This window comes from Nonomuraea sp. NPDC050404, assembly GCF_040655495.1.
Classification (GTDB): domain Bacteria; phylum Actinomycetota; class Actinomycetes; order Streptosporangiales; family Streptosporangiaceae; genus Nonomuraea.
Map to the genome: position 1 here is coordinate 395,809 of NZ_JBFAKB010000007.1, position 22,051 is coordinate 417,859.

Annotated in this window: 22 protein-coding genes and 1 riboswitch; of the genes, 12 read left to right on the plus strand and 10 right to left on the minus strand. The window is 71.4% G+C overall.

Annotated features, from left to right (window positions below):
* Positions 1-76: 76 nt before the first annotated feature.
* Genes AB0I81_RS22020 through alc form a run of 3 tightly spaced genes read left to right on the plus strand, consistent with a single transcriptional unit; the run spans position 77 to position 3,506 of the window.
* Entirely contained in the window at positions 77-1,234 is a 1,158-nt protein-coding gene (locus tag AB0I81_RS22020; RefSeq protein ID WP_360659343.1) for a glycerate kinase, read from the plus strand.
* Positions 1,231-2,559, plus strand: a complete 1,329-nt coding sequence (gene allB / locus AB0I81_RS22025) for an allantoinase AllB (RefSeq protein ID WP_360659345.1) — start codon at positions 1,231-1,233, stop codon at positions 2,557-2,559. Before AB0I81_RS22020 ends, allB begins: the two co-directional genes overlap by 4 nt.
* A 2-nt stretch (positions 2,560-2,561) precedes the next feature.
* Positions 2,562-3,506, plus strand: a complete 945-nt coding sequence (alc, locus tag AB0I81_RS22030; protein ID WP_360659347.1) for an allantoicase — start codon at positions 2,562-2,564, stop codon at positions 3,504-3,506.
* Between the two features lie 75 nt (positions 3,507-3,581).
* On the opposite strand, the gene pknB is transcribed toward alc, so the two are convergent.
* The 4 genes from pknB to AB0I81_RS22050 all read right to left on the minus strand — a co-directional run bounded on the left by pknB (position 3,582) and on the right by AB0I81_RS22050 (position 7,857).
* Complete coding sequence (pknB, locus tag AB0I81_RS22035; protein WP_360659349.1) at positions 3,582-5,492, minus strand: Stk1 family PASTA domain-containing Ser/Thr kinase; 1,911 nt, start codon at positions 5,490-5,492, stop codon at positions 3,582-3,584.
* A 172-nt stretch (positions 5,493-5,664) separates the two neighbouring features.
* Complete coding sequence (locus AB0I81_RS22040) at positions 5,665-6,420, minus strand: thiazole synthase (protein WP_360659351.1); 756 nt, start codon at positions 6,418-6,420, stop codon at positions 5,665-5,667.
* Positions 6,413-6,613: a sulfur carrier protein ThiS gene (thiS, locus tag AB0I81_RS22045; protein WP_360659353.1), complete on the minus strand. Its 201-nt coding sequence runs from the start codon at positions 6,611-6,613 to the stop codon at positions 6,413-6,415. Before thiS ends, AB0I81_RS22040 begins: the two co-directional genes overlap by 8 nt.
* Positions 6,610-7,857 (minus strand): FAD-dependent oxidoreductase, encoded by a 1,248-nt coding sequence (locus AB0I81_RS22050; RefSeq protein WP_360659355.1) that lies wholly within the window; start codon positions 7,855-7,857, stop codon positions 6,610-6,612. Before AB0I81_RS22050 ends, thiS begins: the two co-directional genes overlap by 4 nt.
* A riboswitch (TPP riboswitch) is annotated at positions 7,847-7,963 on the minus strand. Its footprint overlaps the gene before it by 11 nt.
* Before the next feature lie 53 nt (positions 7,964-8,016).
* Here AB0I81_RS22050 and AB0I81_RS22055 point away from each other — a divergent pair.
* Genes AB0I81_RS22055 through thiE form a run of 3 tightly spaced genes read left to right on the plus strand, consistent with a single transcriptional unit; the run spans position 8,017 to position 10,207 of the window.
* A complete protein-coding gene (locus tag AB0I81_RS22055) occupies positions 8,017-9,186 on the plus strand; it encodes an FAD-dependent oxidoreductase (RefSeq protein ID WP_360659357.1) in 1,170 nt (389 codons plus the stop codon).
* Between the two features lie 30 nt (positions 9,187-9,216).
* Positions 9,217-9,591, plus strand: a complete 375-nt coding sequence (locus AB0I81_RS22060) for an Rv2175c family DNA-binding protein (protein ID WP_360659359.1) — start codon at positions 9,217-9,219, stop codon at positions 9,589-9,591.
* Positions 9,569-10,207, plus strand: a complete 639-nt coding sequence (gene thiE, locus AB0I81_RS22065) for a thiamine phosphate synthase (RefSeq protein ID WP_360659360.1) — start codon at positions 9,569-9,571, stop codon at positions 10,205-10,207. The genes AB0I81_RS22060 and thiE overlap by 23 nt, the downstream gene beginning before the upstream one ends.
* 121 nt (positions 10,208-10,328) lie before the next feature.
* Here the strand turns inward: thiE and AB0I81_RS22070 are convergent, their stop codons facing one another.
* Positions 10,329-11,399, minus strand: a complete 1,071-nt coding sequence (locus tag AB0I81_RS22070) for a polyprenyl synthetase family protein (RefSeq protein ID WP_360659362.1) — start codon at positions 11,397-11,399, stop codon at positions 10,329-10,331.
* A 93-nt stretch (positions 11,400-11,492) separates the two neighbouring features.
* Here AB0I81_RS22070 and metF point away from each other — a divergent pair, with 93 nt between their 5' ends.
* Complete coding sequence (metF, locus tag AB0I81_RS22075; RefSeq protein WP_360659364.1) at positions 11,493-12,413, plus strand: methylenetetrahydrofolate reductase [NAD(P)H]; 921 nt, start codon at positions 11,493-11,495, stop codon at positions 12,411-12,413.
* A gap of 285 nt (positions 12,414-12,698) precedes the next feature.
* Here metF and AB0I81_RS22080 read toward each other — a convergent pair whose 3' ends face one another.
* Entirely contained in the window at positions 12,699-13,271 is a 573-nt protein-coding gene (locus tag AB0I81_RS22080; protein ID WP_360659366.1) for a GNAT family N-acetyltransferase, read from the minus strand.
* A gap of 10 nt (positions 13,272-13,281) precedes the next feature.
* On the minus strand, positions 13,282-13,758 hold the full coding sequence (locus AB0I81_RS22085; protein WP_360659368.1) for a YbaK/EbsC family protein: 477 nt from the start codon (positions 13,756-13,758) through the stop codon (positions 13,282-13,284).
* A gap of 99 nt (positions 13,759-13,857) precedes the next feature.
* On the opposite strand from AB0I81_RS22085, the gene AB0I81_RS22090 reads away from it, so the two are divergent.
* Both AB0I81_RS22090 and AB0I81_RS22095 read left to right on the plus strand, forming a co-directional pair.
* Positions 13,858-14,676, plus strand: coding sequence for a L,D-transpeptidase family protein (locus AB0I81_RS22090; protein WP_360659370.1), 819 nt, complete (start codon positions 13,858-13,860; stop codon positions 14,674-14,676).
* 89 nt (positions 14,677-14,765) lie between these two features.
* Positions 14,766-16,430, plus strand: coding sequence for a hypothetical protein (locus tag AB0I81_RS22095; RefSeq protein WP_360659372.1), 1,665 nt, complete (start codon positions 14,766-14,768; stop codon positions 16,428-16,430).
* Here AB0I81_RS22095 and AB0I81_RS22100 read toward each other — a convergent pair.
* Positions 16,411-16,947 carry a hypothetical protein gene (locus AB0I81_RS22100; protein ID WP_360659374.1) on the minus strand — a complete coding sequence of 179 codons (537 nt, stop codon included), beginning with the start codon at positions 16,945-16,947 and terminating at the stop codon, positions 16,411-16,413. The two genes, AB0I81_RS22095 and AB0I81_RS22100, sit on opposite strands and share 20 nt — an antisense overlap.
* Positions 16,948-17,020: 73 nt before the next feature.
* The gene (locus AB0I81_RS22105; protein WP_360659376.1) at positions 17,021-17,689 is read right to left on the minus strand and encodes a helix-turn-helix domain-containing protein; all 669 of its coding nucleotides are present in this window, start codon (positions 17,687-17,689) and stop codon (positions 17,021-17,023) included.
* A 96-nt stretch (positions 17,690-17,785) separates the two neighbouring features.
* Between AB0I81_RS22105 and AB0I81_RS22110 the strand changes: the two genes are divergently transcribed.
* From AB0I81_RS22110 to AB0I81_RS22120, 3 genes are all read left to right on the plus strand, one after another.
* On the plus strand, positions 17,786-18,973 hold the full coding sequence (locus AB0I81_RS22110; RefSeq protein WP_360659378.1) for a cytochrome P450: 1,188 nt from the start codon (positions 17,786-17,788) through the stop codon (positions 18,971-18,973).
* Positions 18,974-18,979: 6 nt separating this feature from the next.
* A complete protein-coding gene (locus AB0I81_RS22115; RefSeq protein ID WP_360659380.1) occupies positions 18,980-19,171 on the plus strand; it encodes a ferredoxin in 192 nt (63 codons plus the stop codon).
* 694 nt (positions 19,172-19,865) lie between these two features.
* The gene (locus AB0I81_RS22120) at positions 19,866-20,312 is read left to right on the plus strand and encodes an SAV_6107 family HEPN domain-containing protein (RefSeq protein WP_360659382.1); all 447 of its coding nucleotides are present in this window, start codon (positions 19,866-19,868) and stop codon (positions 20,310-20,312) included.
* Between the two features lie 563 nt (positions 20,313-20,875).
* Here AB0I81_RS22120 and AB0I81_RS22125 read toward each other — a convergent pair.
* Positions 20,876-21,760, minus strand: a complete 885-nt coding sequence (locus AB0I81_RS22125; RefSeq protein ID WP_360659384.1) for a LysR family transcriptional regulator — start codon at positions 21,758-21,760, stop codon at positions 20,876-20,878.
* Between the last annotated feature and the right edge of the window lie 291 nt (positions 21,761-22,051).

Consider the following 22,051-nt stretch of genomic DNA (forward strand, 5'->3'; position numbering starts at 1 on the left):
GTCACGCCTTCCTGCCCGCTCGCACCGGGCAGGAAGGCGTGTCAGGACATTGTTCATCATCAGGTGGGAGTTCGTAGTGGTTCAGCACGTTCTGGTCGCCCCGGACAAGTTCAAGGGGACGCTGACGGCGGCAGAGGTGGCCGCCCGGGTGTCGGCCGGCCTGGGCGTTCCCACGGTGGAACTGCCGATCGCCGACGGCGGCGACGGCACCGTGGACGCGGCCGTGGCGGGTGGCTTCGGCCGGGTCGCGGTCGAGGTCACCGGGCCCACCGGCGAGCGGGTCCTCGCGTCGTACGCCCGGCAGCCCACCGGCACCGCCGTGGTCGAGTTGTCCGAGGCGTCCGGCCTGCGCCGCCTGCCCGGCGGGCGTGAGCCGCTGACCGCCACCAGCTACGGCACCGGCGAACTGATCGCCGACGCCGTGCGGCGCGGCGCCAAGCGCGTGGTGCTCGGCCTGGGCGGCAGCGCCTGCACCGACGGCGGAGCGGGCATGGCGCAGGCACTCGGCGCCCGCCTGCTCGACGAGGCGGGCGACGACCTGCCCCCGGGCGGTGCGGCGCTGCGGAACCTGGCCCGCATCGACATGTCGGGCTTCCTTGACATCTCCGGCGTGGAGTTCGTGGTGGCGAGCGACGTGGACAACCCGCTGCTCGGCCCGCACGGCGCCGCCGCCGTCTACGGCCCGCAGAAGGGCGCCACCCCCGAGGACGTCGAGACGCTGGAGGCCGCGCTGTCGCGCCTGGCCGCCGTCGCCACCTTCACCCACGGGCTGATGGGCGCGGTCGAGCACGACGACGTCGTACGCGCCATGGGCGTGGCGGGCGCGCCGGGGGCGGGCGCGGCCGGCGGGGTCGGGTTCGCGGCGCTGGCGTTCCTGCACGCCGAGATCCAGCCGGGCATCGACTACCTGCTGGACCTGCTCGGGTTCGGTGAGCGGGTCGCGGGGGCGCGCCTGGTGATCACCGGCGAGGGTTCGCTGGATGAGCAGTCCCTGCGCGGCAAGGCGCCCATCGGGGTGGCGCAGGCCGCGGCCAGGGCGGGCGTGCCCGTGGTGGCCGTGTGCGGCCGCCGTACGCTCTCCGACGCCGAGTTGAAGGCCGCCGGCATCGAGGCGGCCTACGCCCTGACGGACCTGGAGCCCGACCCGGCCGCCTGCATGGCGCAGGCCGGGCCCCTGCTCGAACGCCTCGCCGCCCGCCTGGCCGCCGAGCGCCACCTGGAAGGAGCTGAATGACCCCATCCGACACCCCATTCGATCTAGTCGTCAGATCGCGCAGGACCGTCACACCCGAGGGGGAGCGGGCCGCCGCGATCGCCGTACGGGATGAGAAGATCATCGCCCTGTACGACTACGCCGCCCCGCTGCCCGCGGCCGAGGACGTCGACCTGCGCGGGCTGGCCCTGCTGCCCGGCCTGGTCGACACGCACGTCCACGTCAACGAGCCCGGGCGTACCCACTGGGAGGGCTTCGACTCCGCGACCAGGGCGGCCGCGGCCGGCGGCGTCACCACAATCCTGGACATGCCGCTCAACTCCCTGCCGCCCACCGTCAGCGCCGAGGCGCTGGAGGTCAAGCTGCGGGCCGCCGGGGGGCAGTGCCACGTGGACGTCGGGTTCTGGGGCGGGGCGGTGCCGGGCAACGCCAAGGATCTCGCGCCGCTGCACGAGCGCGGGGTCTTCGGGTTCAAGTGCTTCATGTCGCCGTCGGGGGTGGAGGAGTTCCCGCCGCTGGGGCCGGAGGAGATGCGGGCCGCGCTGGCGGAGGTCGCCGGGTTCGGCGGGCTCATGGTGGTGCACGCCGAGGACCCCGACCTGCTGGCCGAGCCCGGCGGGCCGAGCTACCGGGAGTTCCTGGACTCGCGGCCGGGGGCCTGTGAGCGCAGCGCCGTCGAGCGGGCCGTCCGGATGGCGGAGGAGACCGGCTGCCGGGTGCACATCCTGCACGTCTCCAGCGCCGAGTGCCTGGAGGTGCTGGAGACGGCCATGGCCAGGGGCGTGGCGGTCTCCGCCGAGACCTGCCCGCACTATCTGACGCTGGCGGCCGAGCTGGTGCCCGAGGGTGTGACCACGTACAAGTGTTGTCCGCCGATCCGCTCGCGGGCCAACGGCGACCTGCTGTGGGACGGGCTGGCGCGGGGTGTGCTGGGCTGTGTCGTGTCCGACCACTCGCCTTCGACGGCCGAGCTCAAGGTGCCCGACTTCGCCGCCGCGTGGGGTGGCATCGCCTCCCTCCAGCTCGGGCTGCCGGCGGTCTGGACGGAGGCCGCGCGCCGGGGGCACGGGCTGGGGGACGTGGTCCGCTGGATGTCCGCCAATCCCGCCGCCATGGCCGGTATTTCCGGAAAAGGCGGGATAAAGGTGGGGAACGACGCCGATCTGGTGGCCTTCGACCCGGATGCCGACAATCTCATCGACGCCGGACGCCTTCACCACAAGAACCCGGTGACCCCCTACCACGGCCGTACCCTCAAGGGCGCCGTCCTGACCACCTGGCTGCGCGGCCGCCCGGTGGACGGCGATCCGCATGGACGATTGTTGACAGCCAGGGGAGCGTTCTGAGGATGTCCCGTTTCACCATCCTGCCCGACCTCGCCCTGCGCAGCCTCGGCGGCTCGGTCGTGGCGGCCAGCGACGAGTCCTTCGCCGAGAAGGAGAGCCTGATCAGGCCGGGGCGGCCCGGCTTCAGACCGGAGACGTTCGGCAACAAGGGGCAGGTGTACGACGGCTGGGAGACCCGCCGGCGTCGCGAGCCCGGCCACGACTGGGCGCTGGTGCGGCTCGGGATGCCCGGCGTGATCCGGGGCGTGGTGATCGACACGGCCTGGTTCAAGGGCAACTACCCGGCCCAGGCGTCCGTGGAGGCCGCCTCGGTCGCGGGGCATCCGTCGCCGGCGGAGGTGCTGGCCGCGCCGTGGACGCCGATCGTGCCGCTGTCCGCGCTCAAGGGGGACGCCGAGCATCATTTCGAGGTCTCGGGCGAGGAAGCGTACACGCATGTGCGGCTCAACATCCACCCGGACGGCGGGGTCGCCCGGCTGCGGGTGCACGGTGCGGTCCGCCCCGACCTGTCGCTGCGCGACGGCCTCGGCCTCGACCTGGCCGCCCTCGCCAACGGCGGGCTGGTCACCGCCTGCTCCGACGAGTTCTACTCCTCGCCCAACAACGTCATCGCGCCCGGCCTGGCCAGGCACCAGGCCGAGGGCTGGGAGACCGCCAGGCGGCGCGGCGGCGGCAACGACTGGCTGGTCGTACGGCTGGCCGGGCGCGGCGTCATCGCGCTGGCCGAGATCGACACCACGAACCTGCTGTTCAACGCGCCCGGCGCGGTGTCGCTGACGGGACTCGACGGGGAGCGCGAGGTGCCGCTGCTGCCCAGGACCCGCCTGCAGCCGGACACGCCGCACAGCTTCCGGCTCGGCCACACCGAGCCGGTCACGCACGTACGGGTGGACATCTACCCGGACGGCGGCCTGGCCCGCGTCCGCCTCCACGGCCACCTGACCTGATCCGGTGATCACCGGCCCCCATCGGTGCCAGAGCACCTTCCACGACCCTCCTGGCCCGGTGATCGCCGGCGATCATCAGTGCCAGAGGTACACCGTGCTGCCGGACGGCCGCTCGCTGTTCGGGAGCGGCCGCTGGTACTGCACCACGCCGCCGTTCGCCAGCCGCTGCACCCGCACCTGGAACCCCAGCCCCCGCAACTCGGTCTGGGCGTCGCCGACGTTCTTGCCGACCACACCGGGCACCATGCTGAACTGCTGGTCGTCGCGTCCCTCGTTGTCGCCGCGGAACCACTCCCAGATGTCGGTCTGGCAGCGCGCCACCGTCACCTGAACCGGCGCGCCCTTGTCCACCTCGGCCTTGGCCTTGGGCGACTGGGCGATCACCGTGCACGGCTCGGCGTCGTCGTCCACCTCGTTGACCTGTACCTGGAAGCCCTGGTTGGTCAGGTGCTGGGCGGCCTGGTCCTTCGGCATGCCGCCGACGTCGGGCATGACCAGCCCGGCGCTGACGAAGATGTCGACCCGGGCGCTCTTCTTGACCTTCTCGCCGTTCTGCGGGGAGGTGCGGATCACCTTGTCGCGTTCGACCTCGGTGTTGGCCTGGCGCTTGACGTTGCCGACCGTCAGCCCCGCCTTGGCCACCTCGGCGCGGGCATCGTTGCCGGACATGCCCGTCACGTCCGGCACGATGATGCGCTCGGGGCCGAGCGACAACACCACCGTGACCGTCGAGCCCTTCTCCAGCTCCGAGCCGTCGGCCGGGTCGGCGCTGAGGACCAGGCCCTCGCCCACCTTCTCGTGGTACCGGCCCTCGGCCTCGCGTGCCACCAGTCCGGCCGCGGCGAGCTTCTTCTGGGCCTCCGCCAGGTTCATGCCGTTCAGCTTGGGCACGGTGACGTACTCGGGCAGGGAGAAGTACCACCCGGTCAGCCCGACCGCCACGACCATCACCGCGGCCAGCGACACCAGGAACCAGTTGGGCCGGAACCCGCGCCGCCGCCGCGGCACCTCGGCCCGCGGCTGGACCAGCGTGTGGGAGGGGGCGGCGGGCGGCATTGACCGTGTGCCGGTGGGCATGCCGAACTGCTGGGTCCCGGTCGGCGCCCGCAGCGGGCCCGTGCCCGGCGGAGGGGTCGTACGGGGCAACATGCGGTGCGTGTCGACCGCCGCCACCAGCATCGCCGTCGCGTCGGCCGGGCGGTGCCCGGGGTCGCGGGCGGTCGCGCCGGCCACCAGCGTGTCGATCAGCGGCGGCACCTCGGGAGCCACCGACGACGGCGCGGGCACCGTGTCGTGCACGTGCCGGTAGGCGACCGACATCGGCGTCTCGCCGTCGTACGGCTGCTGCCCGGTCACCAGCTCGAACAGCATGATGCCCGCGGCGTAGACGTCGCTGCGCACGTCGGCGGCGCCGGTGGTGACCTGCTCCGGCGCCATGTAGCCGATCGTGCCGATCATCACGCCGGTACGGGTCTGGTTGGTCGCCTCGATCGCCCTGGCCAGGCCGAAGTCGACGACCTTGACCCGGCCGTCGTCGGTCATCAGGACGTTCTCCGGCTTGACGTCGCGGTGCACCATGCCGGCCTGGTGGGCCGCGCCGAGCGCCGCGAGCACCGGGATCATGATCTCGAGCGCCTCGCGGGCGGGCAGCCTGCCGCGGTCCCGCAGGATGTCGCGCAGGGTCCGGCCGGGGACGTACTCCATCGAGAGGTAGACAACGTCGTTGTCCGTGCCCTGGTCGAAGACGTGCACCACGTTGGGGTGCGAGAGGCTGGCGACCGACTTCGCCTCGCCGATGAACCTCCTGACGAACGCCGGGTCCTCGGCGAGCGAGCGGTGCATGACCTTCAGCGCCACCATCCGGTCGAGCCGGATGTCCAGCGCGAGGTAGACGGTCGCCATACCGCCCCGGGCGATCCGGCTCTCGATGCGATAGCGCCCATCGAGAAGCCGACCGACCAGGGGGTCCGCAGTCGTCGTGTCCACCCAGCCGAGTTTACGGGCGATTTGCCACCGGCATGGCCTCGCCGCCCGAAACCGATGCGGAGACGTTCTCGTTGGAACGTCCCCGCACCTGGTGAGCCTGACCAGCGACCACTCGCGTCACAGGGTGCCGGATCCGCTTCGCCGTCGGCGTGGCGTCATCGGCTCCCGGCTTTCACGGGCTCATTGGGGAGGATGCCTCGGCGTAGCGGCGGCGCGGGATGCGGCCCGCCTGGCGCGCCAGGCGGCCGGCCGCCACGGCCCCCTTCATGGCCGCCGCCATGAGGTCCGGCCGCTGCGCCCGGGTGACGGCCGTGGCGAGCAGCACGGCGTCGCAGCCCAGCTCCATCGCCAGGGCCGCGTCGCTGGCCGTGCCGATGCCCGCGTCGAGGATCACCGGCACGGTGGCGGCCTCCACGATGAGCTCGATGTTGTGCGGGTTGCGGATGCCAAGACCGGAGCCGATCGGCGCGCCCAGCGGCATCACGGCCGCGCAGCCCGCCTGTTCCAGCCGCCGCGCCAGCGCCGGGTCGTCGCCGATGTAGGGCAGCACCACGAACCCGTCGGCCACCAGCCGCTCGGCCGCGTCGAACGTCTCGATCGGGTCGGGCAGCAGCGTGCGCTCGTCGGCGATGACCTCCAGCTTGAGCCAGTTGGTGCCCAGGGCCTCCCTTGCCAGCCGGGCCGTCAGCACGGCCTCGCCCGCGGTGAAGCAGCCCGCCGTGTTCGGCAGCACCTTGATGTCGCGCTCGCGCAGCACGTCCAGCACCGAGCCGCGGGCGCCGGGGTCGAGCCTGCGCATCGCCACCGTCGTGAGCTCGGTGCCCGACGCCGCCAGCGCCTGGTCGAGCACCTCCAGCGAGGGCGCGCCGCCGGTTCCCATGATGAGCCGGGAGGAGAACTTCTCCCCGGCGATGATCAGATCATCCACCTTGCACCGCCGTCAGAACCTCCACGCGGTCACGGTCGCTCAGCGCCGTCGTCTCCCAGGCGCCGCGTGTGACCACCTCGTCGTTCAGTGCCACGGCCACTCCGGTGGTCGCCGCGGTCAGTGTGCGTACGGCCTGCGCCACGGTCATGCCGTCGGCGACCTCGTGCGCGGCCCCGTTGATGCTAATAATCATGAAATTTCCCGAAATCTTGCCGGCGCGCACCACGCCGCCAGCTCGCTCTCCTCGCCCGTCAGGGCGCCCAGCAGGATCTCCGTCGTGAGCGGGGCGAGCAGCACGCCGCCCCGGTGGTGTCCCGTCGCGTACGCCAGCCCCGGCGTGCCCGATGGCCCGATGAGCGGCAGGTTGTCGGGCGTGCCCGGCCGCAGCCCCGCCACCACGTCGGCCACCTCCAGCTCGGTGACGCCCGGCACCAGCTCCCTGGCGTCGCGCAGCAGCTCGTACAGGCCGCCCGCGGTGACCCTGGTGTCGAAGCCCATCTCCTCCTGGGTCGCGCCGACGACGAGCTCGCCGTCGCCTCGGGGGACCAGGTAGACGGACGAGCCGTGTACGGTGCCGCGTACACATCGGCTGAGCAGCGGCTGCGGGGAACGCAACCGCATGATCTGCCCCTTCACCGGCCGCACCGGCACCTCGGCCAGCCCGGCACTCCACGCCCCTGCGGCCACGACGACCCGCTCGCCCTGCACTTCACGCTGGTCGGCGTCGGCCAGGCGTACCCCCACGACTCGGCCGTCCTCGCGCAGCAGCTCGGTCGCGCGGGCCCGCACCAGGGGGACGCTGAGGCGTTCGAGCGCGGCCAGCAGGGCGGACGTCACGCGGCGCGGATCCACCCACGCGTCGCCGGGCGCCAGCAGGCCGCCACGCACCGAGGGGGCCAGCATGGGCTCCAGGCGCCGGCACTCGCGCCCGGTCAGCCGCTGGACCGGCAGGCCGAGCTTGTCCATGTAGCCCGCCAGCTCATCCAGCGCCGCCAGGTCGTCGGTCCCGAAGGCGACGTCCAGCGTCCCGTCCGAGCGCAGGTCCAGCCCGCGCGCCGGATCGCCACCGGAGCCACCGCTGAAGCCGTCACCGGAAACGCCGCCGATCCCACCGCCGGGCTCGCGCACCGGATCGCCGTCGGGGCCACTGCCGGATTCGCCGCCGGATTCGCCGCCGGATTCGCCGCCGGGGTCGAGGCCGGCGTCGGTGGTCAGTTCGGCGGCGAAGGCGGGCCAGCGGCGCAGCGCGGCCACCCCCAGCCGCAGCAGCGGCGTCTCGGTGTAGGTCACCTCGCTGACCGGGGCCAGCATCCCCGCCGCCGCGTACGAGGCCCCGGTGCCGGGAGCCGGGTCAACCACGGTGACCGGCCGCCCCGCGCGGGCCATCCGCCAGGCCACGGAGAGCCCGACGACCCCGCCACCCACGATCACATCCACATGCGCTCCCTTCGCCGGCATGATCCGGATCAGGTGTCTTGCGGTCGAAGGCCCGGTAAAGCCTTCCTCTCAGCCCGGTAATGGCCGGACTCCCGCGCGTCTTACGTACCTCAGCCTACGGCCTCGGTTCGATGCGCACGCACCGCCCCCGTTATGGTCATGAACGTGAACCAAGTCGTGGTGGTGGGAGCGGGCCTGGCCGGGGTGCGTACGGTCGAGGTCCTGCGCGGGCGCGGCCACACCGGCCGCATCACGCTGATCGGTCAGGAACGCCATCGCCCCTACGACCGCCCGCCCCTGTCCAAGGCCGTGCTCAAGGGCGAGGCCGACACCAGCTTCGTCGACACCGACCTCGACGCCCTGGGGGTCGACTTCCTGCCGGGCGTCGGCGCCAAGTCGTTGCGGGCCGGCGTCGTGGAGACCACCGAGGGCGAGATCGCCTACGACGGCCTGGTCATCGCCACCGGCGCCGACCCGATCAGGCTGCCGGGCGACGGCCTCCAGCACGTGCTGCGCACCCTCGACGACGCCCACGAACTGCGCGCCGTGCTCGTTCCCGGTGCCCGCGTGACGATCATCGGTGCCGGCTGGATCGGCGCGGAGGTGGCCACCGCCGCGCGCCGCGCCGGCTGCGCCGTGACGGTCGTCGAGAGCGCCCCGACCCCGCTGGCCACCGCCGTCGGCACCGAGATCGGAGCCCGTACCCGGCACTGGTACGACGGCATCGACCTGCGGCTGAACACCATGGTCGACTCCGTGGACGAGGGCGGCGTGCGGCTGGTGGGCGGCGAGTTCGTCGAGTCCCACGTGGTGGTCACCGGCATCGGCGTGCGCCCGGCCGTCGAATGGCTGGCCGGCGCCGACATCGACCTGCACAACGGCGTCGTCACCGACGAGCACCTGCGTACCTCCCTGCCGGGTGTCGTCGCGGTCGGCGACTGCGCCGCCTGGTGGTCGCGCCGCTGGGGGACCAGGCTCAGGGTGGAGCACTGGGACACCGCCCTCAACGCCCCCGAGGTCGCAGCCGCGTCGTTGCTGGGGGAGGAGGCGGTGTACGACCCGGTGCCGTACTTCTGGTCGGAGCAGTTCGGCCACATGATGCAGTACACCGGCCACCACCCGGCGGGCGAGCGGCTCATCTACCGGGGCGACCCGGAGGGAAAATGGTCGGCCGTCTGGCTCACCGCCGACGATGTCGTGGCCGCGGTGCTGGCCGTGGACCGGCCCCGCGACTACGTGCAGGGACGCCGGATCATCGCCTCCGGCGGGCGTCTGGACGCGGAACGCCTGGTAGATCCAGAAGTACCCCTACGGGATTGTGTTGTTTGAGCAAGCACGGCATGTGGTAGTTGTGGTTTCGTGACGCTTTCTGTTGCACAGATCGACCGGGAGACCGACCAACTCGTGGACGAGTGGCTGACACTCCCTGAAGTGGCCTCGCGCCTTGACCTTCCGGTCGGGCGGGCCAAACAACTCCTGCGGGATCACAAGCTCCTCGGCGTACGCCGGGGCAGCGGCGGGCCACAGGTGCCCGCGGTGTTCCTCGACGGAAAGGACGTGATGAAGGGTCTGCCCGGCACACTGACCGTGTTGCTGGACGCCGGCTACGACGACGTCGAGTCGCTGCGCTGGCTCTTCACCCCTGACGAATCCCTGCCCGGCTCGCCCATCGAGGCGATCAGGGCCGGCCGTCACACCGAGGTCAAGCGGCGTGCCCAAGCCCTCGCTTTCTGACGCCCGCCTCTACCTCTGCACCGATGGCCGCCGCGACCGCGGTGACCTGGCAGAGTTCCTCGATTCGGTGCTGGCCTCCGGCGTGGACATCATCCAGCTGCGGGAGAAGGGCCTGGAGGCGCGCGAAGAACTCGCGCTCCTCGAGGTCTTCCGCGACGCCTGCGACCGGCACGGCAAGCTCCTTGCCGTCAACGACCGGGCGGACCTCGCCTACGCCGCCCGGCCCGACGTGCTCCATCTGGGGCAGGACGACCTTCCTGTGACGGTCGCGCGAGAGATACTCGGCGACGACATCGTCATCGGACGGTCCACCCACTCCGCCGCCGAGGCATCCGCCGCGGCCGTGGAGGAGGGCGTCGACTACTTCTGCTGCGGCCCCATCTGGCCCACGCCCACCAAGCCGGGCCGCCCCGCCCCCGGCCCGCCGCTGCTGCGGCACGCGGCGTCGCTGGGAGCAACGCGGCCCTGGTTCGGGATCGGCGGCATCGACCTCGACAACCTGGACGAGGTGATGTCGCACGGGGTGAGCCGGGTGGTGGTGGTACGCGCGATCACCGACGCCGACGACCCCGGCGCGGCGGCGGCGGAGTTCGCCAAGCGGCTCTCGGCCACCTGACCCGAGGCGCCCGCCCAACCCGGCGGGCGCTCCTGGTCCAGGTGACGCCGCTTCGGGCCTCGTGTGCGGCCTGACCTCAGGTCCTGCGGGAGTCGAGCCGACTCTGGCGTGCGGCCTGACCTCAGGTCTTGCGTGAGGTGGCGGCGATGGCGAGGTCGGTCAGGGCCGTGCGGGCGTCCGCCGTGATCGGGGCCGGGTCGAGGGCCGACAGTGCCTCGCCCAGGTAGTCGCCGATCAGGTCCTCGCACTCCTGCAGCGCCCCCGTGTCGTCGATGATCTGGCGCAGCGTCGACACCCCGTGCTCGTCCAGATGGGGGTCGCCCAGCAGCTTGCGTACCGTCTCGGCCTCCAGGGGCGAGGCGGAGGCCAGTGTGCGGGCAACCAGCATCGTGCGCTTGCCCTCCCGCAGGTCGTCCCCCGCGGGCTTGCCCGTCTGCGCCGGGTCGCCGAAGACGCCCAGGATGTCGTCGCGCAATTGGAAGGCGATGCCGACGCGCTGCCCGTACCCGGTGCAAAGGTCGTCGATCCACGGCGTCAGCTCGCGGGCGGCGAGCACCAGGCCGAGCCGGAGCGGCTGCTCGACGGAGTACTTGCCGCTCTTGTACAGCGCCACCCGCAGCGCCGAGTCGAAGGTGTTCTCCCCGTTGGCCTGCTCCAGCAGGTCGAGGTACTGGCCGCACATCAGCTCGCTGCGCATGTGGTCGTGCACGGGCTGGGCGGCCTCGATCGACTCGCGCGCCAGCTCGCTGCCCCGCCACATCTCGCCCGACCAGATCAGCAGCAGGTTGCCCAGCAGGATCGCCGCGCCCTCGCCGAACTGCCCGGCCGAGCCGTACCAGCCGGACTTCTCGTGCATCGCCTGGAAGCGGCGGTGTGCGGCGGGCATGCCCCTGCGCAGGTCGCTCTTGTCCATCACGTCGTCGTGCACCAGCGCGCTGGCCTGCAGCAGCTCCAGCGAGGCGGCAGCGGTGAAGATGCCGGGCTCGTCGTCCGCGCCACCCGCGCCGCGCCAGCCCCAGTAGCAGAACGCCGGGCGCAGCCGCTTGCCGCCCGACAGCAGTTCGTCGGCGGCCGTGCGCAACGGCGCGAACTCGGGGTCGCCGCCGTCGGGCAACCGCCGTTCGACGAACTCCGCGAGGACGCGCTCCACCTGCGCGCGCAGGGATTCCATGGCGGCGGCGTGAGTGGTCATGACATGAGACTAATGGCCGTGGGACCGCGATCGGATCTCCAGGTGGCTCCTCTGACCGGACGGCTTGCGTGATGTGACGGTAGCCTTGTGGTCATGTCGCTTGGTCGATCCTCCATCCGGCCCGATCGTGTCCCCACCGTCCGCGAGATGCTCGCCTCCGGTGACCGGTCGTTCTCGTTCGAGTTCTTCCCCCCGAAGACCGACGAGGGCGAGCGGCAGTTGTGGCGCGCGATCAGGGAGCTGGAGTCACTCCGTCCGACGTTCGTCTCGGTGACGTACGGCGCGGGCGGCACGACCCGCGACCGCACGGTCGACATCGTCGAGCGGATCGCCCACGACACCACGCTCACGCCTGTGGCGCACTTCACAGCCGTCAACCACTCGGTGCGCGAGCTGCGTCACCTCGTGGGGCGCTTCGCCGACGCGGGCGTGCGCAACATCCTGGCCGTGCGCGGCGACCCTCCCGGCGACCCGATGGGCGAGTGGGTGCAACATGCCGAGGGCGTGCTGTACGCCGAGGAGCTGGTACGGCTGATCCGGCAGGCGGGCGACTTCTGCGTCGGCGTGGCCGCCTTCCCCTACAAGCATCCGCGCTCGCCGTCCATCGAGTCCGACACCGAATACTTCGTACGCAAGTGCCGCGCGGGCGCCGACTACGCGATCACGCAGATGTTCTTCCAGGCCGACGACTACCTGCGGCTGCGCGACCGGGTGGCGGCCACGGGGTGCGAGACGCCGATCATCCCGTGCATCATGCCGGTCACGCAGATGAGCACGATCGCCAGGTCCGAGCAGCTGTCGGGGGCGCCGTTCCCGCCGGACGTGGCGGCCAGGTTCGAGGCGGTCAAGGACGATCCGGCGGCGGTGCGGCGGCTGGGCATCGAGCACGGCGCGGAGTTGTGCCAGCGGCTGCTGGACGAGGGCGCGCCGGGGATCCACTTCATCACGTTCAACCGGTCGAGCGCGTCGCGTGAGGTGTTCCAGCGGCTTGAGCGGATCTCCGCGACGGCCTGAGCTTGATCACCGGACCGGCGGGCTGGGAAGGCATCGGCAGCACTGTGCCGGAGGGCCAGAAGGGGCCTGAGCTTGAGCACCCGGGTCGGCGGGCCGGGAGGGGCCTGAGCTTGAGCGCCGGGTCGGTGGGCCGGGAGGCCCGCCACCCGTCCGCAGGGGGACCGGGCGGGTGACGGGCAGGAGACACAAGTAGCCGCCGAGTAAAAGGTCAGTTACTTTCTGTGATGCTTCCTGCCCTCTGTCATGCCCGGCAAACCCGCAGGTCACGGCTTTGCCAAAGACTTTTCACGTCAGCGGCAGCGGGCGTCCGGCGATCGCGTACTCCTCGTGCCCGCCCGGGAAGACGAACTTCGCCAGCAGGTCCGTGAAGCCCATGCTGGCGTAGAGGTGGCGGGCGGCCGTGGGTTGGTCGTGCGTGGACAGCACGGCCGAACGCTCGCGGCGGCCCGCGCACAACGTTTGGATCATGGCGCGGCCGACGCCCTTGTCCTGGTAGGCGGGGTGGACGTGGATCTCGGCCAGTTCGAAGGCGTAGCCCAGCCAGGCGTGGGCGGCCTCCTGGCCCATCTTCTCCACCAGGCCGCGCAGGACGACGTCGTGCCACCACTGGCCGGGCGCGCCGCGGAAACCGTACGCGAAGCCGACGATCTGAGGTTCCGGAACGGGCAGATCTGGGGATGAATCACGCAATTCCGCGAAATAGCACTGAAAATGGGGATATGTCGCGTGATTTCGCATGATGGTTTTGCGGCCGGTGATCTGGTCCTCGGGCGGGTTCATGGCCGCCGTGTAAATGTCGATCACCGTGTCCAGCCGCTCGGTGAACTCGGCGGGCCCGGCTCCGCGAAACTCGATCACCCGTCGCACACTACTCGACGTCCACCGGTGTGCCCCCGGTGATGCGCACGAGCTCGTCGAAGGTCGTCGGGAAGATGGTGTGCGGATGCCCGCCCGCGGCCCACACCACCTCGTGCTTGCCCAGCCAGTTGTCCACCAGGGTGCGCACGGGCGCCGGATGCCCGACCGGGGCCACCCCGCCGATCGGCTGGCCGGTGGCCTGCCTGACGAACTCCGGCGTGGCCCGGCGTACCCGCTCGACGCCCACCTCGCGGGCGATCAGCTCGACGTCCACGCGGTGCGCGCCGCTGGTCAGCACCAGCAGCGGGGCGCCGTCGGCGTCGAAGATCAGGCTGTTGGCGATCGCGCCGACCTCGCAACCGAGCTGCGCCGCGGCGATCGCGGCGGTGGGCGCCGTCTCCGGCAGCACCGCGATCTCACCGGTGGCTCCAAGTTCGCGCAGCGCGGATTGCACGACAAGGGCGTTGGCAGGCAACTTCTCAGACATGGAGACACTCTAAACAGAATGACGCCCTCATTACCCATTCGTGGTGAGTGGTGTAGGGTCCACTGATCTGTTCTTGAAGGTCATCGAGAGGTGGTACGGGTGCGGGTTCGACGGCTGCCCGGGGCGGCTGCTCTTCTGACGGCCGGCGCGGTCGTCCTCACGGGTTGCGGCACGCAGACCGCGGGACGTACGGACGCCTCTTCCGCCATCACGTCCACCACTTCGCCCACCTCACCCGCCGCGGGACAGAACGTCCCCTCGGACACCGTCACCGCGCCGCGCAAGACCCTCAAACTGGGCGCCAAGGGCAAGAACGTCACCTGGATGCAGAAGCGGCTGACCGAGCTCGGCTACCGTCCCGGCAAGGCCGACGGCCAGTACGGCGGCACGACGCTCGCCGCGGTGTGGGCGTTCCAGAAGGTCAACGGCATCAGGCCGACCAGCACCATCGCCAAGCGCACCTGGCAGGCCCTGGAGACGCCCCGCGCGCCCAAGGTGCTGGCCCCGAACGGCAAGCCGACCCGTGCCGAGGTCAACCTGACCAAGCAGGTCATGGTCCTGTACGTCAAGGGCGAGGCCAAGCTGATCACCCACATCTCCTCCGGCAGCAACATCCCCTACTGCGAGACCGCCAACTGGCAGGGCAAGGAGCAGCGCTTCTGCGGCTCGGCCAGCACCCCGACGGGCAACTACCGCACGACGTGGCGGGCCGGCGGGTGGCACAAGTCGTACCTGGGCGAGCTGTACAACCCGATCTTCTTCAACGGCGGCATCGCCTTCCATGGCGCGCTGTCGGTGCCGCTCCAGCCGGCCTCGCACGGGTGCGTGCGCATGCCGATGAACGTGGCCGAGGTCCTGCCGGGGATGCTCGGCAAGGGCGTTCCCGTGCACGTCAAGGGCAAGTTCAAGCGCCTGTAGGAGCCGGATGACGTCCGCGTAACCACATTTGGTGACGGGCGGGTTATCGGGGCTTTGGTGAGCTTCCTCCGAACTTGAGGGGGAAGCTCATGACAACGGCATTGACGGACCGGACGCCCGCCCCGGTGATCCGCCGGGGCGCGGGACGTCACCGGCTCTGGTGGCTGCTGGCCGCCGGCTGGCTGGCGCAGGTGGCGCTACGCCTGTGGCTGAACCGCTACCACGCCGGGCCCGTCGCGAATCCGGACGAGACCGGCTATCTCCTGGCCGCCCGCTGGCTGGCCGGCGGCGTCGGGGCCGATCTGTCGGGCACGACCTTCTACCAGGCCGGGTACGCGCTGCCGCTCGTACCGATCTTCTGGCTGACCTCCGACCCGGTGTTGGCCTACCGGCTGGTGCTGGTGGCCGGGGCGATGGCCTCGGCCGGCGCGTTCCCGATGGCGTACCTGCTGCTGCGGCGGCTGCGAACGGGCACGCGCACGGCACTGCTCATGTCGTTCGCGGCCGGGCTGGCGCCCTCGCTGCTGGTCTTCTCCGGGTACGCGCTGGCCGACGCCATCCTGCCGGTGCTCGTGCTGGGCTGGCTGGTCGCGGTGCACGACCTGGTCGCCAGGGGCTCGGCCGGGGCCGGGGCGGTGGCGGGCGGGCTGGCGGCGTACGCGATGGCCACGCACCTGCGCGGGACGGTGATCGTCGCGGTCTGCCTGCTGGTGGTGGCGGCGCTGTTCCGGAGACTGCCGCGCGCGGCCGTGATCGCCACGCTGATGGGCGCGGTCGTGGTGATGGTCGCGGGTGAGGCGCTCAACGGGGCGCTGCGGGCCGCTCTGTACCCCGGAGGGCACCGAGACCTGTCCGGGCTGCTGCTGACCCGGCTCACGAGCTTTGAGGGGCAGGCGTGGGCGTTGTCGGGCGCGGCGGGGCAGCTCTGGTACCTCATCGCCGCCACATGGGGGCTCGCGGGCGTCGGGCTGGCCGGCGCGGCGGCCCTGCCGGCCCGGCGGACCGCGCCGCTGCCCCAGCGGGTCCTGGCGGGGGCGCTGCTGCTCATCACGCTGGGCGTCGCGTACGCCTCCTCGGCCGCCCTGCCCGACGAGCACCGCGTCGGCAACTACGCCTACGGCCGTTACCTGGCCTGCGTCGTGGTGGCCTGGACGCTGGCCGGGATGCTCGTGCTGGTGCGCGACGGGCGCCTGCGGGTGGTGCGGCACGCGCTGGCCGCCGCCGGGCTGCTGGCCGTGACGGGCGGGGTGGTCGCCCGGTACGCGGGGGACCGGCTGTGGCGCTACTCCTTCATCGCGTTCGACTTCCCCGAGGTGATGTTCCTCAGCGGCGTACGCGACCGGCTCGACCTGGTCGCCGCCTCCACCTCCGCCCTGCTCCTGCTGACCTGCCTGACGGGCGCGGCCCTGCCCACCACCCGGCGGTGGGCGACGTCGCTGGTCGTGGGCGTGGTGATGCTGATCCACCTCGCGTTCGCCGCGCACGTGGCGCCCGCCACCCCGCCCAGAGCGGGGCCTGACTGGCTGCCCGCGCCTCCTCCCGGGCGGGTGGCCGTGGACGCGCGGTTGCCGTGGAACCTGTGGGTGCCGCTGTCGTACCGGGTGTGGTGGACCGAGATCGAGCGCTTCCACGGCACGCCCCCGGCGGGCGCCTGCACCGCCGTCGTGCCCATGACGGCCACGCCGCCGCCCGGCTGGCTCATGACGGGCGAGGGCGGCGCCCGGCAGGGCTGGACTACATGGTCGCGCTGCTAGCGTCCGTCGCGGCACGCCTGCCCTGCGCGTCGGCGATCACCAGCCCGACGGCCTGTACGAGCCCGGCGGCCAGCAGCAGGTAGGCCGTGTACGGCTGCCACCAGGGCAAACCGCCGACGAAGTCGGGGGATTCGTACACATTGGCAAATACCCCGACGAGGTTGAACAGCGCGAAGAAGAACCCCAGCGCGTACGGAAGGATGAGGATCCCCGAGACCACCAGCAGCGGCGTGCGCCCCCGGCTCCGCCGCCGCAGCAGCACCGCGATGACTAGGTAGGACAGCGCCAGCAAGCCGGTGAACAGGGCGGTCCACCAGGTCAGCCGCCAGGTGTCCACGCCCAGCGAGGTCAGGCCGGAGGCGTCGATCATCCCACCTTCCCAGTGAGGGCCGGCGACCTGTGCCCGCGCCGCCGTACGGATGGCCAGATAGCCGGCGCCCGCGTACGCCGCCACCAGGACCGGGCCCAGGGCCACCAACATGAGCCCGACCGGCCATCCGCGCCCGCTCCTCGCCATCGCCTCTCCCATCGCCGCGTCCGTAGGGGACAGCCTCTCAAAAGCGTCCCATCCGGGCGAGCCAAGGCCACTCTCAGCCGAGGGTGTGCAGACCGGAGATGGCGATCTCGGACGCGCGGCGGGCGATGCTCCAGACGTCCTCGATGGAGCGCTCCTCCTCAAGGCTGACCATCACCGAGAGTTTGATCCCCCCGATCAGCGCCCCCACCGCCGCGGCCGCGTCCGTGTCGCTCAGCCGGTCGGGGAACGCTCCGTGCAGCGCCCTGGCCATGTGGAGCTGGCTGTCGAACAGCAGGTGCAGGGCGCGGGCCTGCAGCGCGGGCTCGGTCAGGATGAGCCGCACGCGCAGCGCCGCGTTGTCGAACGTGATGTCCTGGTAGGAGGCCGCCTGTTCGAAACTCTTGTTGATGACCCGCAGCAGCATGCCGACCACCGTCTCGTCCGGCTGTCTGTCCGCGATGGTGGCGACGGCCAGTTGCAGCCGCTCCTTCGTGTCGAAGAAGACCACGTCCTCCTTGCTGGCGAAGTAGCTGAAGAACGTGCGCGTCGACACCTCGGCGCCGGCGGCGATCTCCGCGAGCGTGGTCTCCTCGTAGCCCTTCTCGTCGAACAGCCGCAGCGCGCCCTCGATGAGCGCCTGACGGGTGCGCTGCTTCTTGCGTTCCCGCAGGCCCGGCGCCCCGGATGCCTCTGTCTCCGCTGCCACCGTCTCCGATCCCATCGACCGCGATCGTCCCACCATGCCGGAACTATACTGCACGCCTTGTTTCTTTTCACTGGTTGCAGTTTTGCACTCGCTGATGTTTTCTGGAGGGGAGGCACTGGAAGGAGCCGGAACATGACCGAACTGACCCTGCCCACCGCCCGGCAGCGCCCGCTCGACCCGCCGGACGAGGTCACGCGGCTGCGCGAACAGGCGCCGCTCCACCGCATGACCTATGCCGACGGCCACCTGGGCTGGCTCGTCACCGGTTACGCGGCGGCCCGCGCCGTGCTGGCGAGCCCGCACTTCAGCAACCGGCCGGAGACCCAGCACTCGCCGATCTCCAGGCGCGGGCTGGCCCTGCGCAAGGACTTCCGGGTGCCGCCCGGGTTCTTCCTGCGCATGGACGCGCCCGAGCACACGCGCTTCCGCAGGCTGCTGACCGGGCAGTTCACGGTGCGGCGGATGAAGATGCTCGAACCGCGCATCGAGGAGATCACCGCCGCCTGCCTGGACGCGATGGAGGCCGCGGGGCCGTCCGCCGACCTGGTGGAGAAGTTCGCGCTGCCGATCCCGTCGCTGGTGATCTGCGAACTGCTCGGGGTGCCGTACGAGGACCGCGACCAGTTCCAGGCCGACACCAAGGTCCTGGCCACCCTGGACAGCAAGGCCGACGACGCGGTGGCGGCGCTGAAGCAGATCATGGGGTACCTGTACGAGCTGGTCCAGCGCAAGCGCAAGGTGCCGGGCGACGACCTGCTCAGCGGGCTCATCGAGAGCGGGGAGCTGAACGACGACGATCTCGCGGGGGTCGGGGTCCTGCTGCTGATCGCCGGGCACGAGACGACCGCCAACATGCTGGGGCTGGGGACGTACGCGCTGCTCACCAACCCCGACCAGCTCGCCATCATGCGCGACGACCCGTCGGCGGTGGACAACGGCGTCGAGGAGTTGTTGCGCTACCTCACGATCATCCACCTCGGCCCGATCCGCAGCGCGCTGGAGGACGTGGAGATCGAGGGCATCACGATCAAGGCCGGCGAGTCGGTCGCCATCCACCTGCCCGCCGTCAACCGCGACGCCGCCCGTTTCCCCGACGGCGAGCGGCTCGACCTCACCCGGGAGGCCGGCGGGCACCTGACCTTCGGCCACGGCATCCACCAGTGCCTGGGCCAGCAACTCGCCCGCGCCGAGATGCGGATCGCCTACCCCGCGCTGCTGCGGCGCCTGCCTGGCCTACGCTTGGCGGTAACGCCGGAGGAGGTGCCGATGCGTTCGGACATGAGCATCTACGGGGTGCACCGCCTCCCTGTCACTTGGTAGGTCACGATGGAAATCAAGGCGGATACATCGGTGTGCATCGGGGCGGGCATGTGCGTGCTGACGGTGCCGAAGGTGTTCGACCAGAGTGAGGACGAGGGCACGGTGGTGCTCCTGGAGGAGAAGCCGCCTCAGGAGCTGGAGGACGCCGTACGCCGCGCGGTGACCTTGTGCCCGTCCGGAGCCATCTCGGCCACCTGAGAACCGGGCCGGGTCGTGGCTCCGGCCTCCTGTCGCAGGAACTTGTCACTCCTGCCTGGCCTCAGGACACGTGGGCCCAGGCTTCCTGACTCCTTGACTCCCTAACTTCCTGGCTCCATGGAGGTCCCGGAGCTCACGGAGCCCGGTGCGCCACGCCGGGTGCGCCACGCCGGGTGCGCCACGGCTGGGTGCGCCAGGATGGGTGCGCCACGGCCGGGTGCGCCAGCGCTGGGTGCGCCACGCGCCTTGACACCCCCCTGACACGCTGTTCCGCCGTCGCCGCATGCCAGTCCCGCGGCGGCGGCTTTTTCGTCCGCGCCGCCGTCAACCACCTGGTCTCCTCCGCTTCACGGTCCTTTCTCTTCATGGTCATCGAACCTGTGTTCGTGGATCGGTTGACAACGGGCCGTGATCGAAATTATGTTCGACCTAGTGACGGTGAGGCTCGCGGCTCAACGTCACCAGGACCTGGTCGCGGGCCGTCGCTTCCCCAAGTGACGCTCGCGGCCAGGCTCTCGGGCGAAGGGTGCGTCCTCGTCGTCGGCGGAGACGAGTGGGCGCGCTCTGGCCGGACGGGGAGAGGGGAAGCTCCTCGTCCGGCCTGCCCGGCGGAAATGTCGGTGGCGTCTGCGATTGTTGGCTCCACCGGCGGGAACGCCGGCCGCCGCCCACGACTCCAAAGGAGGCGCGCAAGATGGCACCACGGCCTAGAGACACGCCCGGGCCCCGGCTGTCGCCTGCGGTTCGGGCACACCTGACCGACTCACGTTCCTGCCTGGCGGAAGCGACCGGCGCTCGCACCCCGGCATCCCGATATGTGGCCGCTCACCTGGCGGCACTGCGAGCGGCGGCGGCGATCCTGGCCGCCCGCCCCCGCCCCATGGAGGGGCGGCGACGCCGCCTGCGCAGCGCCTGGGAGCTCCTGCCCGAGGCAGAGCCCCACCTGGCGGAATGGGCCGCCTACTTCGCCACGACCGCCGCCAAGCGCAAGGCCGCGGAGGCGGGCGTGGTACGCCGGATCAGCGCGGCCGACGCGGACGAGATCCTGGCCGAGGCGGAGACCTTCGTCTCCGCGATCGAAGACCTCCTGGGAGTCCCCACCCAGCCCCAACTCCCGGTAAACGTGCCCCTGGCAGGCTAACCCGGCGCGACCACCTCGCGACATGCCCCCGGGCCTGCGCCATGCCCCCGGCCCGCGGTGTGCCCTGGCGCGACCCGCTCGCGGCGTGCCCCGGCCTGCGGTGTGCACTGGCGCGACCCGCTTGCGGCGTGCTCCTCGTGCGACCCGCCCGCAGCGTGCCCCGGTGTGACCTGTCTGTGGCGCAACCCCCGGCTGGCAGGCGGTGCGTCGCCGTCTCCGCGAGCCGGACCGAGCGGTGATCCCGCGGTGTGCCCCTGGGCCTGCGGTGCGACCCGCTTGCGGACCGGGCGGCATTGTGGCTCGCGAACCAGGCAGCGCCGAGGCTTGCGGGCTGGGGAGCGCCGTGGCTTGCGGACCGGGCAGCACGGGCTCGTGAATCGGGGAGCACCCCTCGCTTGCGGGCTGGGGAGCGCCGTCGCTCGGACGGTATGGGGCGAGCGGGGTGGCACGGCTGCCGGTGAGCCGGTGGGGAGGGTGTGCATTCTCGTCTGTGCATCTGGGTGCGGCTGCGTGGCCGCCCCAGGTGGGGGTGGTCGCGTACAGGGGTGCTCGTTGGGTGTGGCTTAGGTGGGTGAGGTGGTCGCGGGGGTGGGGCGGATCAGGTTGAGGAAGGCTGTGGTTGCCGGGGATGGGCGGTTGGTCCAGATGAGGTGTTCGGCTCGCGTGGGGGCATCGCGAAGGCGGATGATGCGTAGGTCGGGGAAGCGGGGTGCGTACGCGGCCGGGAGCATGCCTACGCCGAGGCCCTGGCGTACCAGGTCGACCATGAATTCGGCGGAGGAGACCTCGAAGGGGACCTCGCGTCGTACCCCTGCGGCCGTGAAGGCCTCGTCCGACTGGGCTCGTCCGGCATGGCCGGTGCGGAAGTCGATGAACGGTTCGTCCGCCAGACCTCGCAGGTCTGTTTCGTGCTCTCTCAGGTGGTGATCCGGCGCGACCACGGCGACCAGTTCGCCCGCGCCGAGCCGGTGGCTCTGCACGCCCTTCGGTTCCGCGTGCGGTGGCAGGCCGAGGAAGGCGATGTCCACGACGCCCCGCCGGACCCGTTCGATCAGTTCTTCGCTGCCCGCCGAGAGGAGCGTGACGCGTACCCGAGGATGGTGGCGGCGGTAGGTCTTCAGGGCGACCGGCAAGTTGACGGCGGCGACCGTGGGGATGGCGCCGATGGCGAGCCCACCGCGGATCTCCCCGCTCGCGGCCGCGACCTCGGCCCGAGCGCGGTCCGCGGCCTCCAGGCACTCCCGTGCGGCGGGCAGGAACGCCTCGCCAGCCGGGGTCAGCCGTACGCGGCGGCTGGTCCGTTCGAACAGCCGGGTGCCCAGTTCCCGTTCCAGGGCGGCGATCTGATGGCTGAGCGCCGACTGCACCACGTGGCAGCGTTCGGCCGCCCGGGTGAAGTTGCTGGTCTCCGCGACCGCGACCACGTATCTCAGCTGCTGCAGTTCCATTCGACCATCGTGTATCACGATCGATGACGATGAAAACTATGCGTTGGACTCATTGATCGCCGCTCGTCCACTCTGGTGCACGGCACAAGCACACACCCCAGGGCTGGAAAGAGGGATTTCGACATGCGATCGATCAGAGGGCTGGGCGCTGCTTTCGCGGCTCTCGCACTGGCCATAACGATGAGCGGCCCCGCAGAGGCGGCGTCGGATTGGCGGGCCGGGATGTCTCCGGCGTTGGATGGGCGGGCCGGGACGTTTTCGGTGTCGGATGGGCGGGCCGGGATGTCTCCG